This is a genomic window from Pseudomonas sp. Sample_16, assembly GCF_004307665.1.
In the GTDB taxonomy this organism is placed as follows: domain Bacteria; phylum Pseudomonadota; class Gammaproteobacteria; order Pseudomonadales; family Pseudomonadaceae; genus Aquipseudomonas.
In genome coordinates this window covers 1-17843 of record NZ_RCOB01000094.1, presented here as the reverse complement: position 1 = coordinate 17843, position 17843 = coordinate 1, and the positions used below count along the sequence as shown (strand labels likewise).

At 60.0% G+C, this 17843-nt stretch carries 11 protein-coding genes; 6 read left to right on the top strand and 5 right to left on the bottom strand.

Features of this window, described 5'->3' with window-relative positions; translation table 11 throughout:
- Positions 1-171: 171 nt before the first annotated feature.
- Both ngg and D8U69_RS13590 read right to left on the bottom strand, forming a co-directional pair.
- Positions 172-1917, bottom strand: coding sequence for an N-acetylglutaminylglutamine synthetase (ngg, locus tag D8U69_RS13595; protein WP_130904154.1), 1746 nt, complete (start codon positions 1915-1917; stop codon positions 172-174).
- 3 nt (positions 1918-1920) lie between these two features.
- The gene (locus D8U69_RS13590; protein WP_056856480.1) at positions 1921-3693 is read right to left on the bottom strand and encodes an N-acetylglutaminylglutamine amidotransferase; all 1773 of its coding nucleotides are present in this window, start codon (positions 3691-3693) and stop codon (positions 1921-1923) included.
- 295 nt (positions 3694-3988) lie between these two features.
- On the opposite strand from D8U69_RS13590, the gene D8U69_RS13585 reads away from it, so the two are divergent.
- The gene (locus D8U69_RS13585; RefSeq protein WP_130907488.1) at positions 3989-8803 is read left to right on the top strand and encodes an NEL-type E3 ubiquitin ligase domain-containing protein; all 4815 of its coding nucleotides are present in this window, start codon (positions 3989-3991) and stop codon (positions 8801-8803) included.
- A gap of 5 nt (positions 8804-8808) precedes the next feature.
- Here the strand turns inward: D8U69_RS13585 and mnmC are convergent, their stop codons facing one another.
- The gene (mnmC, locus tag D8U69_RS13580; RefSeq protein WP_130907487.1) at positions 8809-10791 is read right to left on the bottom strand and encodes a bifunctional tRNA (5-methylaminomethyl-2-thiouridine)(34)-methyltransferase MnmD/FAD-dependent 5-carboxymethylaminomethyl-2-thiouridine(34) oxidoreductase MnmC; all 1983 of its coding nucleotides are present in this window, start codon (positions 10789-10791) and stop codon (positions 8809-8811) included.
- A 302-nt stretch (positions 10792-11093) separates the two neighbouring features.
- On the opposite strand from mnmC, the gene pap reads away from it, so the two are divergent.
- Both pap and D8U69_RS13570 read left to right on the top strand, forming a co-directional pair.
- Positions 11094-12617: a polyphosphate:AMP phosphotransferase gene (gene pap / locus D8U69_RS13575; protein WP_130904150.1), complete on the top strand. Its 1524-nt coding sequence runs from the start codon at positions 11094-11096 to the stop codon at positions 12615-12617.
- Positions 12618-12720: 103 nt separating this feature from the next.
- Positions 12721-13905 carry a thiolase family protein gene (locus D8U69_RS13570; RefSeq protein ID WP_130904149.1) on the top strand — a complete coding sequence of 395 codons (1185 nt, stop codon included), beginning with the start codon at positions 12721-12723 and terminating at the stop codon, positions 13903-13905.
- A 120-nt stretch (positions 13906-14025) separates the two neighbouring features.
- Here D8U69_RS13570 and D8U69_RS13565 read toward each other — a convergent pair whose 3' ends face one another.
- Positions 14026-14220 carry a DUF6316 family protein gene (locus tag D8U69_RS13565; RefSeq protein ID WP_056856475.1) on the bottom strand — a complete coding sequence of 65 codons (195 nt, stop codon included), beginning with the start codon at positions 14218-14220 and terminating at the stop codon, positions 14026-14028.
- 206 nt (positions 14221-14426) lie between these two features.
- On the opposite strand from D8U69_RS13565, the gene D8U69_RS13560 reads away from it, so the two are divergent.
- Positions 14427-15386, top strand: a complete 960-nt coding sequence (locus tag D8U69_RS13560) for a DMT family transporter (RefSeq protein WP_130907486.1) — start codon at positions 14427-14429, stop codon at positions 15384-15386.
- Between the two features lie 130 nt (positions 15387-15516).
- On the opposite strand, the gene D8U69_RS13555 is transcribed toward D8U69_RS13560, so the two are convergent.
- Positions 15517-16911 (bottom strand): class II fumarate hydratase, encoded by a 1395-nt coding sequence (locus D8U69_RS13555; RefSeq protein WP_056856473.1) that lies wholly within the window; start codon positions 16909-16911, stop codon positions 15517-15519.
- Positions 16912-17103: 192 nt separating this feature from the next.
- Between D8U69_RS13555 and D8U69_RS13550 the strand changes: the two genes are divergently transcribed.
- Positions 17104-17628, top strand: coding sequence for a DUF2059 domain-containing protein (locus tag D8U69_RS13550; protein WP_056856472.1), 525 nt, complete (start codon positions 17104-17106; stop codon positions 17626-17628).
- Positions 17629-17640: 12 nt separating this feature from the next.
- Positions 17641-17843, top strand: a 203-nt coding sequence (locus D8U69_RS13545; RefSeq protein ID WP_130907485.1) for a BolA family protein, incomplete at its 3' end; no start/stop codon positions are given.

Sequence of the window (17843 nt, the reverse complement as noted above, 5' to 3'; positions counted from 1 at the left end):
TCGGGTTCTGGGTATTTGATGGTCATGGAAACTCCTGATGGGGTGAGCACTGATCATTCCCACGCTCTGCGTGGGAATGCCTCAACGGACGCTCTGCGTTCGGCTCTTCGGGACGCAGAGCGTCCCGGGCTGCATTCCCACGCAGAGCGTGGGAACGATCATGAACGAGGCCTAGACTGCCGGCTGACTATGCGGAAACAACAAATCCACAAAGCGCTCGGCCGTCGGTTGCGGCTCATGGTTGGCCAGCCCGGCGCGTTCATTGGCTTCGATAAATACGTAGTCAGGCTGATCGGCGGCGGTCACCAGCAGATCCAGGCCGACCACCGGAATATCCAGCGCCCGGGCGGCTCGTACGGCAGCGTCCACCAGGGTCGGGTGCAGAATCGCGGTGACGTCCTCGAGAATGCCGCCGGTGTGCAGATTTGCCGTACGCCGCACGAACAGATGTTCGCCCGCCGGCAGGATGCTGCTGTAGTCGTAACCGGCAGCATTCAACGTGCGTTGGGTTTCCTGGTCGAGGGGGATTTTGCTTTCGCCGTCGGTAGCCGCTTGACGGCGTCGGCTCTGGGCTTCGATCAATTCGCCGATGGAATGTTGTCCATCGCCCACCACTTCCGCCGGTCTGCGAATGGCCGCCGCCACCACGTCAAAGCCGATCACCAGGATGCGCAGATCAAGACCCTCATGGAAGCTTTCCAACAACACACGATTGTCGAACTGGCGCGCTGACTCGATGGCTTGCTGGACGTCCTCGATGCTCTGCAAATCCACCGCCACGCCCTGGCCCTGTTCGCCGTCCAACGGCTTGACCACCACTCGATGGTGTTCGTCGAGGAACGCCAGGTTGTCATCGGCATTGCCCGCCAGTTGCTGAGCCGGCAGGTTCAAGCCGGCAGCCTTGAGCACTTTGTGGGTCAGGCTTTTGTCCTGGCACAGGCTCATGCTGATGGCACTGGTCAGGTCGCTGAGCGATTCCCGGCAGCGAACCCGACGCCCGCCGTGGCTGAGGGTGAACATCCCGGCATCGGCGTCATCCACTTGCACATCGATGCCGCGGCGATGCGCTTCCTCGACAATGATCCGCGCATACGGATTGAAGGCCACCTCTGGCCCCGGCCCGAGAAACAGCGGCTGGTTGATGCCGTTCTTGCGCTTGATGGCGAAGGTCGACAGGTTGCGAAAACCGAGCTTGGCGTAGAGGCTTTTCGCTTGGCGATTGTCGTGCAATACCGACAAGTCGAGATAACTCAGCCCACGGCTCATGAAGTGTTCGATCAAATGCCGCACCAGCACTTCACCGACGCCAGGCCGCGAACAGCGCGGATCGACCGCCAGGCACCATAGGCTGCTGCCGTTTTCCGGGTCGTTGAAAGCCGTGTGATGATTGAGCCCCATCACGCTGCCGATCACCGCGCCGCTGTCGTCATCTTCAGCCAGCCAATACACCGGCCCGCCGTCATGTCGTGGGGTCAGCAAGGTCGGATCGACGGGCAACATGCCGCGTGACTGATACAGCTGATTGATTGCATTCCAGTCGGCTTCGGTCTGCGCACGGCGGATGCGAAAACCGCGAAACACCCGGGTGGCCTGACGGTAGTCACTGAACCACAGGCGTAAGGTGTCGGACGGGTCGAGGAACAACTGGGTCGGTTCCAACCCCAATATTTGCTGGGGGGCGGCAACGTACAGGGCAATGTCGCGCTCGCCGGGCTGTTCGTTGAGCAGTTCTTTGGCGAGGCTGGCCGGATCGGCAAAGGTATGGCCGATCAACAGGCGACCCCAGCCGCAATGCACGGCAATCGGCTCGCCGCCCAGTGCGCTGCCGTCTTCGGCCAGGCGCGCCTGCAAGCGTTCGTAGGAGGGCGCCTGACCGCGTAACAAGCGTTGGCTGAAAGCCGTGGCGTGAGGTTTCATCGATCAGATTCCTTGTTCACTGAGCCACAGGTTCAGGGCCGCCAGTTGCCACAGTTTGGAGCCGCGCAGCGGGGTCAGTTGCCCTTGCGGGTCGGTCAGCAGGCGGTCGAGCATGGCCGGGTTGAACAGGCCGCGATCCTGGCTGGGATCGAGCAACAGTTCGCGCACCCATTCCAGCGTGTCACCCTGCAAATGCTTGAGACCCGGCACCGGGAAGTAGCCTTTCTTGCGGTCGATCACTTCACTGGGGATCACCAACCGCGCGGCTTCCTTGAGCACCTGTTTGCCACCGTCCGGCAATTTGAATTTGCCCGGTACGCGAGCCGACAACTCCACCAGGCGATAGTCGAGAAACGGCGTACGCGCTTCCAGTCCCCAGGCCATGGTCATGTTGTCGACGCGCTTGACCGGGTCGTCCACCAGCATCACCGTGCTGTCCAGACGCAGGGCTTTGTCGACGGCCGCGTCGGCGCCAGGTTGTGCGAAATGTTGCTTCACGAAGTCGCCGGCAGCGTCGTTCGCCGTCAGCCATTTCGGCTGCACGGTGGCGGCGTAGTCGTCGTAACTGCGATCGAAAAACGCCTCGCGATAAGCGGCGTATGGATCACTGGCGCCATCCACCTGTGGATACCAGTGATAACCGGCGAATAGTTCGTCGGCGCCTTGGCCGCTTTGCACCACTTTGCAATGCTTGGCCACTTCCCGGGACAGCAGGTAGAAGGCGATGCAATCGTGGCTGACCATCGGCTCGCTCATCGCGCGGAACGCGGCGGGCAGTTGCTCGATGATCTCTTTTTCGTCGATGCGCAGTTGATGATGCTGGGTGCCGTAGTGCTTGGCGATCAGGTCCGAATACTGGAATTCGTCACCGCGTTCGCCTCCGGCATCCTGGAAACCGATGGAAAACGTCGACAGGTTTTCTACCCCGACTTCGCGCAACAAGCCCACCAGCATGCTCGAGTCGACTCCACCCGAAAGCAGCACGCCAACATCCACCGCTGCCCGTTGGCGAATCGCTACCGCCTCGCGGGTGCTGTCGAGCACGCGATCGCGCCAGTCTTCGAGTGTCAGACTCATCTCATCGGCGTGTGGGCCGTAGGGCAAGGTCCACCAGGTTTTCTGCTCGGTGCTGCCATCGGGTTCGATGCGCATCCAGCTGGCCGGTGGCAGTTTTTCGATGCCAGCCAGCAACGTGCGCGGCGCCGGGACCACCGCATGGAAATTCAAGTAATGATTGAGCGCCACCGGGTCAAGGATCGGGTTGATGTCGCCCCCCTTGAGCAGCGCCGGCAATGCCGAGGCAAAGCGCAGGCGCTGGCCGGTGCGCGACAGATACAACGGTTTCACGCCAAGGCGATCGCGGGCAATGAACAGGCGTTGCGCATCGCGCTCCCAGATGGCAAAGGCAAACATGCCGTTGAGTTTCGGCAGCAGAGCCTCACCCCAGGCGTGGAAGCCCTTGAGCAGCACTTCGGTGTCGCCACCGGAATAGAAGGCATAACCAAGGCCTTCCAGCTCCGCACGCAATTCCGGGTAGTTGTAGATGGCGCCGTTGAAGGCCAGGGACAAGCCCAGTTGGTTGTCGATCATCGGCTGCGCAGAGCCGTCCGACAGGTCCATGATTTTCAGGCGTCTGTGGCCCAGGGCAATCGGCCCTTGGCTATGGAAACCCCAGGCATCAGGACCGCGTGGTGCCAGGTGATGGGTGATTCGCTCTACGGCTGCAAGGTCTGCAGGTTGATTGTCAAAACGTAACTCGCCAGCTAATCCGCACATAAATTCCTTACCGGTTTTTCCGTTGGGGAGGGTGAAACGCTACCGCGCCAAAACAGCGGGTACTCAGAAACTGACCCGCTCGGATTTCAGTAGTTTTAGATCGATACGTTATAAGTGGCGGCTGTCGGACGAATGGCTCCTACCTGAAACGGCTTGTGCCAGTGGCAGTAGATATTGCTACGAAGCATAGGAATACTTGCTCGGACGCCACGGGATCAGCCCTGATATTCGAATTATCATTTGCCCGTTGAGCGCCGTAGGCTGAACGCATCTGAATGCAATAAGGACATTGCACATGCTGCCAACACCTGCGAATACAAACTCTCCTGCCGTGACATTTACCCCGGCGCATCGGCTGGACGCACTGGTGGAACACACCGCTGACCTGGACAAGGCCGAGGTCTTGCAAAGGTCCATTCCGGACTGGCTGGCCAACGCCGACCTGGCCCAGGCGCAAGCGCTGAAAACAGCCTTTGAGCAGGCGCATGTTTGCCACACCCGGGCGCGCGAGGCGCTCGACAGGCTGAAGCCGCTGGATGTGTTCTGCATGGAACAATTGACCGACTTGCTCAAAGCCAAGTGGACAGTCGAGTTCGATGTCGAGCGCGATACGCTGGAGGTCAGCACCACTTCGATTACTTCGACAAGCATGTTCCCCGTCGATTGGACTGGCACCGTCACCACCCAATCCCGCAGCCTGCTCCACGCCGCCATGGAGAACTTCACCCTCGGCGAAGCTGGCACGAATGGATTTTCCAAAGAATCGTTGATTCGCATCAATGGCAAGCCTCAGACAGCAACAGTCATCACCCCTGCGCACTTCGCCACGTTGTGCCGCGAACTGGACCTCGGTGGCCGTTACCAGCAACACATTGACCAAGCATTGGCGCTTCCCCCCAGAACCCTGGGTGGCAGTGCGGCCAACTCAGCGGCTTCGGCTGCTGACATTCGGCGCCTGAAATTGCTCGATATGCAGGTCGCCGTGCACATCGCCTACATGAAAAAGGACATCAGCGCCGCAGCTCATGCCCTCCTGAACAGCGTGATCACGCAAGATGTTCCGGTGGCAAGCATCCGAAACGCGCTGTTCGATGGCGTACCGGTGATGTGGCAGGGCTTGATGATTCATGACGTCTGCATCTCGGGTGCGCTGGTGTTCAGCAATCAGTCGATCGATACCCACGCACAGGCGAAATGCATCGTCTACATGCCGAACGAGCCCCGTCGACCGCTGTATGAATACGCCTCGCTGGACGAGTTCAAGGTTTACCTGACACTCAAGTTGCAAACCAAAAGCTACCGAGCGGAGTTCGCCAGGCAATACCTTTGCGGTCACGATAAGACGAAGTTCTTTACCGCTTTTGACAAGGACAAGGCATTAGGTCCTTTGGCGGCCATGCCAGCGACCTGTCCTTCGGATTTTTTCTTCAGTGCTTTCATCGAAAAGACCCAGCAGGATGCGCAAGTGTTGGCGGTGCCGACAGAATCGGTCGATGAACAACAACGGGAGAAAACACGTAAAACGCTGATGGAGGCGAGCCTGGTCCTGCTCAACGCAGCGTCGTTCTTCGTTCCTGTACTCGGGGAGTTGATGGCCGCGGCGGCCATCGTCGAAATTGCCGGGGAGGTGTATGAAGGGGTGCAGGACTGGACGCACGGTCAGCGCACCGAGGCCTTGTCGCATTTACTCAACGTCGTGGAAAACGTCGCGCAGATGGCCGCGTTTGTGGTGAGCGGCAAGGTGGTGACGTCTGCATTCAGTCGAATCGCAGGCGAACAGGCGACCTTTTTCGACGGTTTTGAGGCGGTAACCGGTCGTCATGGCGAACCAAGGTTATGGAAACCCGACCTGAAGGCCTACAAACAGGCAACGCCACCGGCAGCGACACTGCGACCTGATTCGAACGGCCTCTACAAGGACGGCCAGCGCACGTTGATCCTCATGGACGGGGCGCCGTATCGCGTCTCGCAAGATCCTGCGACGAAAGCGTGGCGCGTCGACCATCCCGTGCGCCAGGATGCTTTTCAGCCCACTCTCGTACGTCACGTCGAAGGAGGCTGGCGCCATATCCATGAACACGTATACGAATGGCCAAGCGGTTATGCGCTCAAACGGCTCAGCCCTGGCCAGACCGGGCTGAGCCACAGCGACATCGTGAGCATTGGCGCCATCACCGACCTGTCACCGGCGCTTGTGCACCAATTGCACGAAGCAAATCTGCCCTTGCCGGCGCGGATCAAGGACTGCATCGAGCGGTTCAAATTGAATCAGGGTATCAATCTGCTGATCAGGCGAATGGAGCGTGGAGAATTCTCCGGCACAGCCCATTTGCAGGAACAACTGCATACGTTGCCGACATTGCCCGGTTGGCCCAAGGAGCGATTCATCGAGGTCGTCGACGATAAACAGCAGTTCGTCTCGCGCCACCCGCAATCGGCGACGGTTGATGAGGCCAACCGCGTGCCTGTCAGCGAGTCCGAGCTGAAGTCAGGAAAGTTGCTGGAGACCGTGATCAATGGCCTGTCTTCCAAGGAAGTCGAAGGCATCATCGGCGCCACGACAGAGTCCAAACCCGCGCTGCTGGCGCAAAAAATCGGCACGGCGCTGAAAGGCAATCGCCGGCCCCTGATGGAGCAGCTGTATAAAACCTACGATGGCATTGCCACTGGCGACGTTGCAACGTTGTGCGACCAGGTTACCGACCTTCCGGTGCGCGTGGCCGAGGAGCTGTTGAGCAATGCCTCTGGCAGAGACCGTAGCCTTCTTCGTGAGCGCAGGATCCTGGGGCTGGATCTGGCGCAACAGGTCAGTGAGGCACAGTTTTCGATCAGGCAGGATCGTGCCCTCACCGGGTTTCGCCTGCCGTCTCTGGCCAATGACGATACCGACAACCTGGCGCTCAGGTTCATGGATCGACTGCAAGGCTGGGACGACGGGTTTCGCCTGGAAGTACGCCAGGGATCAAGCACCGGCACCTTGCTCGACAGCGTTGGCCAGGCCACTGCACCCGCGAAGGGCGTGATCGTCAAGACGGCTTCGGGCTATCAAGTCAGCCAAGGCACTGGCACCACGCTCACTACACGTAGCAGCGAGCGCCTGCTCGATTCGATTTATCGCGCATTGCCGCAAACCCAGCGCACCCGCATGGGCTTGTCCGGGATCGAGGCGCAGGATGTTTCACGGTTGCAGACCCGTCTGTTGGTGGCAACATCACGGGATCCGCTACGCACCGCACGGATGCTGCGCAATGAACGCACAGAGCTGGCGCAACATTTTTCCAGCTGCGTACAGGCTGACCCGCCTGCGGCAAACGTCTATGCACAAGCCTTGATTCGCAAAGTCAGAAAGCTCTATCCGTATTTCAGCGATGCCCAGGTTTCGTCTTTTCTCGACGCGGCGGGCAGCACCCAGGCGTTGCGGGTAAACCGCATCAAGGTGCTCGAGCAGCAGCTCAAGCAACTGCGCGAGGTCCTGCGCAACTGGTGCGCCGATGACGAACAAATGAAGAAGTTGCCCGGGCAACTCAACGACCTGCGAGTCAGTCGTCGTCAGGTGGCCGATGCCATCGAAAACTGCTGGCGCCGGGTCGCGCCGCCGAGATGGCCGCAGGATCAGCCCTACACAGCGCTCAATCTTCAGCGCAACCCGGTCGGCCAGATGCCGACGCTGACCGAACAGGACGTTGCGCATGTACGCAGCCTCGCTATCACGGACATGGAAGCAGGCGATGAGTTGGCCTATTTCCTGAGGCCGTTCAAAGGGTTGGTCACCCTGGAGCTGGACCGCAATCGGCTGACGCGGTTGCCTGAAATACTGTCGCATATGCCCGACCTTCGGCATTTGAGCCTGAACGGCAATCAAGTGGCGCTGACGGAGCACACGTTGCGCAAACTGGCCGACATGCGCACTTTGCGCACGCTTTCGCTCAGCGGCAACCGTCTGGGAGCCACGCTGGATGTCAGCCAAATGGCCAACCTGCAGGCCTTGATTCTCAGCGACACACACGCCACCGAACTGCCTGCGGGATTTGACCGCTTGCCGTACCTCAACAGAGTCGACTTGCGCGGTAACCAGATTCGAGAGTTGCCGGACTGGCTGTTTGATGTGCCGCAACGCTTCGCCCAATTCATCAACCTGCGATACAACCCCTTGTCCGCAGCCAGTCGCGCGAAACTGCAGTCTTACCGTGACAGGACCGGTATCGGCATGGGGTTCATGGCGGACGATGCCAAGGTGACCAGTGAACAGGTCGCCAGGGACTTCTGGATGCCCGATTCACGGGAAGCTGATTACACCCGGCGCAACCGCACATGGCTGGCGCTGAAGAATGAGCCTGCGTCGCCGGGACTCTTCCAGTTGCTGGCCGAGGTGGGGAACTCGGCGGACAGCCGTTTTGTGCATGAAGACATGACTCGTCGGGTATGGAACGTCATTGACGCGACAGCCGCTGATTCGGCGTTGCGCGAGCGGTTGTTGGCGCTGGCGGTGAAGGCCAACTGTACGGATTCCGCGGCATTGATTTTCAGTCACCTTGAAGTGGCGGTCGAAATCGACAAGGTGGTGAAGGCGTCTGCCAATGCTCACGATGAAGCCGCTCGACTGTTGAGCCTTGGGCGAGCTTTGTTCTGCCAGGACACCCTAGCCGGGATTGCCGAGGAACATGCGCGGGCCAACCCCAGGCTTGATCCCGTGGAAGTGGAATTGGCCTACCGAACCGGTTTGGCCGAGCGGCTGGAGCTGGTCGGCCAACCTCGGCATATGCGTTACGCATCGCTCAGCGGTGTGACGCAGGCAAACCTGGACACTGCTTACGCCCGAGTGACCACGGCATTATTGTCGCCGGCGTTGCTGCGGGATCTGAGCACGCGTTCATTCTGGGTCGACTTCTTGCGTAAGCATCACGCTCAACGTTTGAATCGCCTCGCCGCACCCTTTCACGTGCGAATGCAGGCGGCCTTCGAAGGCGAGGCGACGCTGGGCACGCGCTATCGCGCCCATGTCGATGGCATCATGAATCAGTTGCAGCAGGCCGAGACCACGTTGCTGGAGGAACTGACCACACAGGCGCTGGCGGCGGACGAGACGAAAACCTGTTTTATCCTCGATTGAGCGTCTCAGGCCTTGCCGCGAATCAATCGGCGCAAGGCAAAACGGTTCGGGTGGCAGGCTTCGGCCACCGCCCTGGGCAGAGGCAGCGGTTCGTTATCCAGCCAGGCGGCGAGCAATTCGCCGGACAGCGGCGCGGTGATCAAACCACGTGAGCCGTGACCGCTGTTGACGTACAAGCCGTCGAGCCATGGGCATTCGATGTCCGGCACTTGCCGGGCATCCTTGGCGAGTGCCGCATAGGCCTGGGCGAAAGCCTGACTGTCGGCCAACGGGCCGACAATCGGCAGGTAGTCGGGGCTGGTGCAGCGAAACGCCGCCCGACCCTGGAGGCTTTCCGGGGCAAGCGTGTCGGCCTCCAGTCGCGTAACCAGATCGTGGGAAATCTCTTCGAGCATGGCCAGGTTGCCCTGGTGTTCGGCGATGGTCGGAGTCAGGTCGTCGCTCTTGAAATCGAAACTGGCGCCGAGGGTGTGTTCGCCGTGACGCGCGGGGGCGACATAGCCTTCGGCACAGACCACCGTGCTCAAGGCCTGGCTTTGCGGGGTTTGCGCCAGGCGGGTGATTTGCCCGCGAATGCGTTTGAGCGGCAATTCTGCGCTTTCGGCGAAGCGTTGAATCTCGGCGGCACCGGCCAGCACGACCACGGGGGCGCTGGCGAGCAATCGCTCGCCGTCCCACGCTTGCCACTGGCCGTCGACCTTGCGCAGTTGCACGGCATCGTGGTGTGTCAGTATTTGAATGTTGTGCTGTGCAACCTGCGATTGGCACAGCGCCGGAGGATGCACCCAGCCACCTTCGGGAAAGTACATGCCGCCGTGCGCCAGACCGATCCCCGCCAGCGCCTGGGCCTGGGGCTGATCGATCAGGTGCAGCAGGTCTGCGGGAAACGCCTCGGCCAATTGCGCCTGTCGTTCGGCTTCCCTGGCATTGAACGCCAGTTGCAGCACGCCGCAATCGTCCCAGTCAGTGCCACGTTGCAAGTGCTCCAGCAGTCGTCGGGTGTAGCCGAAACCGCTGACGATCATTTGCGACAGCGCGGTGCCGTGCGCCGATAACTTCAGGTAAAGCACACCCTGTGGATTGCCGGAGGCCTCCTGGGCAATGTCGGCGTGGCGCTCCAGCACGCTCACTTGCCAGCCTCGCGCTGCAAGACTGGCGGCGCTGGCGCAACCGGCCAGCCCGGCGCCGATCACCAGTGCCTGGCGTTCACCCGTCAGCGGTGCAGGGCGGGCAAACCAGGGTTTGGCCGGGATTGGCGCAGCAACCTCCTGCGGCCACCCGAGGAATTCTCCACGCAGGATTTCCCATTTATGGCCGATGCCCGGCGTGCGTTTCATCTTGAAGCCCGCGGCGTTCAGCAGTCGCCGAACCCAACCGGTACTGGTGAAGGTACTGATGGTCGAGCCGGGAGCAGCCAGTCGCGCCAGTTCGACGAACAGTTCGGCGGTCCACATGTCAGGGTTTTTCGCCGGGGCAAAGCCGTCGAGAAACCAGGCGTCGATTGGCCCGTCCAGTTGCGGCAGTTGCTCCAGTGCATCGCCGATCAGCAAGGTCAGCGTGACCCGGCCGTTGGCCAGTGTCAGGCGCTGAAAGCCTTGATGGATGGCCACGTACTGCGCCAGCAGTTGATCGGCAAATACCTTGAGCTGCGGCCACAGTGCCAGGGCGCGTTGGAGGTCGGCGAGGCTCAATGGATATTTTTCGACACTGACAAAATGCAGCCGCGCATCGGGCGCCGCATGTTGCTCGAACACCTGCCAGGCACAGAGAAAATTCAGCCCGGTACCAAACCCCGTTTCGCCAATCACCAACCGGCCACCGGGTGACAACGCGGCAAAACGTTCTGCCAGACGATTCTGTTCGATGAACACGTAGCGGGTTTCGTCCAGCCCCGACTGATCGGAGAAATACACGTCGTCGAACACACGCGAATACGGACGACCTTGATCATCCCAGTCGAGCTGGGCGTGGGGCAATACAGGTTTCATGGCAGGCTCGGCAACGGCAAGGTGGCCATTCTAGCCGATCACGGGCGTGGCGCTTGATCCGCCTTTGTGGCGAGGGAGCTTGCTACGCCTTTGTGGCGAGGGAGCTTTGCTACGCCTTTGTGGCGAGGGAGCTTGCTCCCGCTCGGGTGCGAAGCAGCCGCCAATGTTTTTGGCGACAGCTACGCTGTCCAGCGCAAGCAAGCTCCCTCGCCACAGGTTTCTCGCGGCTGCGAAAATTGGATTTGTCTCACGCAAGAGAGGTCCATCCGCTAGTCTTGCTCAAATCTGCAAGGGAGCCGTTCATGTTCGAATCCGCTGAAATCGACCACGCCATCGACAAAGAAACCTACGACGCCGAAGTGCCGGCGCTGCGCGAAGCCTTGCTCGAAGCGCAATTCGAGCTTCAGCAGCAAAAACGTTTTCCGGTGATCATCCTGATCAACGGCATCGAAGGCGCCGGTAAGGGCGAGACGGTCAAATTGCTCAACGAGTGGATGGACCCGCGCTTGATCGAGGTCCGCACGTTCGATCAGCAAACCGATGAAGAACTGGCACGGCCCCCGGCGTGGCGCTATTGGCGGATGCTGCCGGCCAAGGGGCGCATGGGGGTTTTCTTCGGCAATTGGTACAGCCAGATGCTGCAGGGCAGGGTACATGGCGAATTCAAGGACCCGCGCCTGGATCAAGCCATCAATGGCGCCGAGCGCCTGGAAAAGATGCTCTGCGATGAAGGCGCAGTGATCGTCAAATTCTGGTTCCACCTCTCCAAGAAACAGATGAAGGCGCGCCTCAAGGCGTTGGCCGACGATCCCTTGCACAGTTGGCGCATCAGCCCACTGGACTGGCAGCAATCGCAGACCTACGACCGTTTCGTCAAGTTCGGTGAGCGTGTCCTGCGTCGCACCAGCCGTGACTATGCGCCGTGGCACGTCATCGCTGGTATGGATGCACGCTATCGCAGCCTGGTAGTGGGCAAGATTCTGCTCGAAAGCCTGCGAGGTGCCTTGCAGCGGCCGCAGATCCATCCGGACAAAGTCAGCGCTGCGCCGGTGTTGCCCAGTGTCGATCAAGTCAACCTGCTCGACAGCCTGGACCTGACCCTGCACCTGGAAAAAGACGATTACGAGGAACAGTTGGTGACCGAGCAAGCGCGGCTTTCCGGGTTGATGCGGGACAAACGCATGCGCCGGCACGCCCTGGTCGCGGTGTTCGAAGGCAACGACGCAGCGGGCAAGGGCGGGGCGATCAGGCGAGTGGCGGCGGCGCTCGATCCACGTCAATACAACATCGTGCCGATTGCCGCGCCCACTGAAGAAGAGCGTGCACAGCCATACCTTTGGCGCTTCTGGCGACACCTGCCGGCACGGGGCAAATTCACCGTGTTCGACCGCTCATGGTATGGCCGGGTGCTGGTGGAACGTATCGAGGGTTTTTGCAGCCCGGCGGACTGGTTGCGCGCCTACAGTGAAATCAACGATTTCGAAGAACAGATTGGCGATGCCGGGGTGGTCGTCGTCAAGTTCTGGCTGGCCATCGACAAACAGACACAAATGGAACGCTTTCAGGAGCGCGAAGAAATTCCTTTCAAGCGTTTCAAGATCACCGAGGATGACTGGCGCAATCGGGAAAAGTGGGACGACTATCGCGCCGCTGTCGGCGACATGGTCGACCGCACGAGCACCGAAATCTCGCCGTGGACGTTGATTGAAGCCAACGACAAGCGCTGGGCACGGGTCAAGGTGTTGCGCACGATCAATCAGGCACTGGAAGAAGCGTTCAAGAAATCCGATAAACACGCCAGGAAGGCCAACAAGGGCAAGAAGTGAGGCGATGGTTGCGCATACGCGGGGTGAATGATTGTCGCGGTTGGTAATTGGGTGGGCTTATGCTCGGGCCACTCTCAACCGACAACAACAATGAGGTAATGCCATGCGTGAAGTGGTGATCGTCGACAGCGTGCGGACCGGCCTGGCCAAATCCTTTCGCGGCAAGTTCAACCAGACCCGTCCGGACGACATGGCAGCGCACTGCGTCAATGCCTTGCTGGCACGCACCGGCATCGACCCGGCCAGCGTCGAGGATTGCATCGTCGGCGCCGGCTCCAATGAAGGCGCCCAGGGTTACAACATCGGGCGCAACGTCGCGGTGTTGTCGCGTCTGGGCATCGGTACCGCCGGCATGACCTTGAATCGCTTCTGCTCGTCAGGCTTGCAGGCGATTGCCATCGCTGCCAACCAGATCGCTTCCGGTTGCAGCGACATCATCGTCGCCGGTGGGGTCGAGTCGATCAGCCTGACCATGAAAAGCGTCAACACCGATAACCTGATCAACCCGCTGCTCAAGGAACAGGTGCCGGGTATTTATTTCCCGATGGGCCAGACCGCCGAAATCGTCGCCCGCCGCTACAACGTCAGCCGTGAAGAGCAGGATCTGTACGCCCTGCAAAGTCAGCAACGCACCGCCCAGGCACAGGCTGCCGGGTTGTTCGATGATGAAATCGTGCCGATGGCGGTGAAGTATCGCGTTGAAGACAAAGCCACCGGGCAGGTGCAGATTCTCGACGGTGTCGTCGACCGCGATGACTGCAACCGTCCCGACACTACGCTGCAAAGCCTCGCCGGATTGAATCCGGTTTTCGCTGAAGATGGTTCGGTGACGGCGGGCAACTCGTCGCAATTGTCGGACGGCGCGTCCATGACGTTGGTGATGAGCCTGGAGAAAGCCCTGGCGCTTGGCTTGAAGCCAAAAGCGTTTTTCCGAGGATTCGCCGTGGCCGGCTGCGAACCGGATGAAATGGGCATCGGCCCGGTGTTTTCGGTGCCGAAACTGCTCAAGGCCAAGGGCTTGCAGGTTGCCGATATCGATCTTTGGGAACTCAACGAAGCGTTTGCCTCGCAATGCCTTTACGCGCGCAATCGGCTGGAGATCGAGAACGACAAGTACAACGTCAACGGCGGCTCAATCTCCATCGGCCACCCGTTTGGCATGACCGGTTCGCGTCAGGTCGGGCACATCGTTCGCGAGTTGCAGCGGCGCAATCTGCGTTACGGCGTGGTGACCATGTGCGTGGGTGGCGGGATGGGGGCGACCGGGTTGTTTGAGGCGGTTCGGTAAACGCCTCGGATTTTGTCAAGACTGTTAAATAGCTATCGCCAGCAGGCTAGCTCCCACAGGATCTGATGGGCGACACAGATCCTGTGGGAGCTAGCCTGCTGGCGATGAAGGCGACTCGGTTTATCCATTCGTCGCCATATTTTTCATCCGCTCTATATAAGCATGAATCTCCCGCGCAGCCGCCTCGACATTGGCAAATGGCCCCTCGAGGGTGTTTTCCCGGGTGCTGAAATACAACTCCCCATTCACTCGACATAACCGATCACTGCGAAAGTGCAGGCCGGGAGCGTTGTCCTGGGCGCGCATGCCATACATGGCGAATCTCCTGAAAGTGTCCTGTGGATCCAATCAGCTTATGCAAGAACTACTTGCGGCGCCTGTCGATCCGATCAGCGGCAGTTCGTCAATCAAGCGTTGCGACCTGCACAGTTTCATTCGCGGCCAGACGCCAACTGTGCCTGTGTACTGCGCGCCGGTGCGCCTAGAATGCCGGTTACTTGTCATCGGGTTTCGGGGTTTGCATGCACATTTCATCGGGTCGCTGGGTCTACGGTTTGTTTCTGGCCCTGCTGACTGCGTTGCTGTGGGGAATCCTTCCCATCAAACTCAAGCAGGTCTTGCTGGTGATGGACCCGGTGACGGTCACCTGGTTTCGCTTGATGGTGTCCGGCAGCTGCCTGTTCCTGTATCTGGCGGCGACCAAACGCCTGCCGAGCCGCAAAGTGCTCGGGCCACGCGGCGGCTGGCTGGTGTTGATGGCGGTACTGGGGCTGGTGGGCAACTACGTGCTGTATCTGATGGGGCTCAACCTGCTCAGCCCCGGCACCGCGCAACTGGTGGTGCAGATGGGGCCGATCATGTTGTTGATCGCCAGCCTGTTTGTCTTCAAGGAGCGTTTCAGCCTGGGGCAGGGCATTGGCTTGCTCGTGCTGCTGATTGGCTTCGTGCTGTTTTTCAATCAGCGTCTCTCTGAGTTGCTCACGTCGCTGAGCGATTACACCGCCGGTGTGTTGCTGGTGCTGTTGGCGTCCACGGTCTGGACCTTTTATGCCCTGGGCCAAAAGCAATTGCTGACGGTGTGGAATTCGTTGCAGGTGATGATGGTGATCTATCTGTTTTGCGGGCTGTTGCTGACACCGTGGGTGCATCCGCTCGAAGCATTGCAATTGAACCCGTTGCAAGGCTGGTTGCTGCTGGCATGCTGCATGAACACCCTGATTGCCTACGGCGCGTTTGCCGAAGCATTGGCGCATTGGGAAGCATCGCGGGTCAGTGCCACGCTGGCGATTACACCGTTGGTGACGTTTGCGGCGGTTGCTCTCGCCGCCTGGTGGTGGCCGGACTATGTGCATGCCGAGACCATCAATGGTCTGGGGTATGGCGGGGCAGTGCTGGTGGTGTTGGGCTCGGCGCTGGTGGCGTTGGGGCCTTCGTTGATTGCCGGGCTGAAGGCGCGGAAAATGCGGATGGCGGCCGGTTAGACCGCGTTATCGTTCATCGCGGGCAAGCCACGCTCCCACAGGATCAAGGCGATCACAATATCAGTGAACGACACAAAACCCTGTGGGAGCAGGCTTGCCCGCGATGACGGACTTGCAGGCGCTACAAAGCTCAGCCCTTGGCCCCGGCCTCCAGCATATTCTCCGGCCTTACCCACGCATCAAACTCTTCATCGGTCAGATACCCCAATTCCAGTGCCGCCTCGCGCAAGGTCAACCCTTCGGCGTAAGCCTTCTTGGCAATCTCCGCCGATTTGTCATAACCGATGTGCGGGTTCAGCGCCGTCACCAGCATCAAGCCTTGCTCAAGGTGTTCTGCCATTTTCTCGGCATCCGGCTCAAGGCCTGCTATGCAATGCTGCTGGAAGTTGCTGCAGCCATCGCCGAGCAAGCGGATCGATTGCAGCAGGTTGTGAATGATCACCGGTTTGAACACGTTCAATTGCAAGTGACCCTGACTCGCGGCAAATCCGATCGCAACGTCGTTGCCCAACACCTGACAGGCCAGCATCGACAGCGCTTCGCACTGGGTCGGGTTGACCTTGCCTGGCATGATCGAGCTGCCCGGCTCGTTGGCCGGTAGCTTCACTTCGGCAAAACCGGCACGCGGTCCGGAACCGAGCAGGCGCAAGTCGTTGGCGATCTTCATCAGCGTCACGGCGAGGGTTTTCAGTGCCCCGGACAAGGTCGTCAGCGGCTCGTGCCCGGCCAGGGCGGCGAATTTGTTCGGTGCGGTAACGAACGGCAGGCCGGAAAGCGCCGCCAGTTCAGCAGCGATGGCTTCACCGAAACCGTGAGGTGAGTTCAGCCCGGTACCGACCGCCGTACCGCCCTGGGCCAGTTCACACACCGCCGGCAGCGCGCTGCGAATGGCCCGCTCGGCGTAATCGAGTTGCGCTATAAAAGCCGAAACTTCCTGGCCGAAGGTGATCGGTGTGGCATCCATCATGTGCGTGCGACCGGTTTTCACCAGCTTCATGTGACGCGCTGACAGTTCAGCCAGCCCGCCCGACAGTTCGCTGATCGCCGGCAGCAAATGGTGCTGCACGGCCTGCACGGTGGCGATGTGCATGGCGGTGGGGAAGCAGTCGTTGGAACTCTGGGAACGATTGACATGATCGTTGGGGTGCACCGGCGATTTGCCGCCGCGCGGATTGCCCGCCAGTTCGTTGGCCCGGCCCGCAATCACCTCATTGACGTTCATGTTGCTCTGGGTGCCGCTGCCGGTTTGCCACACCACCAGCGGAAACTGATCGTCATGCTGGCCGGCGAGTACCTCATCCGCCGCTTGTTCGATCAGCCGGGCGATGTCGGCGGGCAAGTCGCCGTTGCGGTCGTTGACCCGTGCCGCCGCTTTCTTGATCAGCGCCAGACCGTGCAGCACGGCCAGCGGCATCTGTTCGTTGCCAATGGCAAAGTTGACCAGCGAGCGTTGTGTCTGTGCGCCCCAGTAGGCCTCCTCCGGGACTTCAACCTGTCCAAGGCTGTCGGTTTCGATACGGCTCATCGGTCACACTCCTGTAAGTCTGATTGCGCAGTTTAGGCCGTGATCGCCGGCCGGGGTTCCATCTGTCTCGCTTGCAACCATTGAACCCCTCTAAATCAGGCGCGACAAGGCTTGGGGTTGAGTGACAGCGTTTTTTAGGCGCAGAATGGACGTCCTTGGGGTTTTACCTCGCCTGCTAGAAAAGGAAACTCGATGACTCGTCTTCGTGCCATCTGTACCGCGGTTGCATTGGTTTGTGCCAGCGGCCAGGTTTTTGCCGACACCGCCAGCCACAACGCCAGTGCCGAGGCCTTCCTGACCCTGGCGCATGCTGACAAATTGGGCACTCCGGTGTACATGCAAGTGCAGCAAATGTTTGCTCAACGCTTCCAGCAAACCAAAGCCCCGGACTCGAAAAAAGCGGTACTGGAAACCTACCAGGCCAAGGCCAACGCCGCCCTGGACCAGGCCATTGGCTGGAACAAGCTGAAGCCGGACATGGTCAAGCTCTACACCACCAACTTCACTGAGTCGGAACTCAAGGACCTGGTGGCCTTCTACAAATCGCCATTGGGCAAGAAAGTCCTGGAAAAAATGCCGCAACTGACCCAGCAATCGGCCCAGATGACCCAGGCCAAGCTGGAAAGCGCGGTACCTGTCGTCAACAAACTGCTGGCCGACATGACTGCCGAGCTGGAGCCCAAAGGCGCCGCTGCGCCAGCCAAGGCCAAGCCTTAAGCGGAGTTCTGTATGACCATGCAACAACGCATCGAATCGACGCTGGGACTGCTTCAGCCCCAGCATCTGCAGGTGCTCGATGAAAGCCACATGCACAGTCGCGGGTTACAGACGCACTTCAAGGCTGTAGTTGTCAGCCAGCAATTCGAAGGGCTGAACCGGGTCAAGCGCCACCAGAAAGTCTACGGCACGCTCGGCGAGCTGATGGGCGAGTT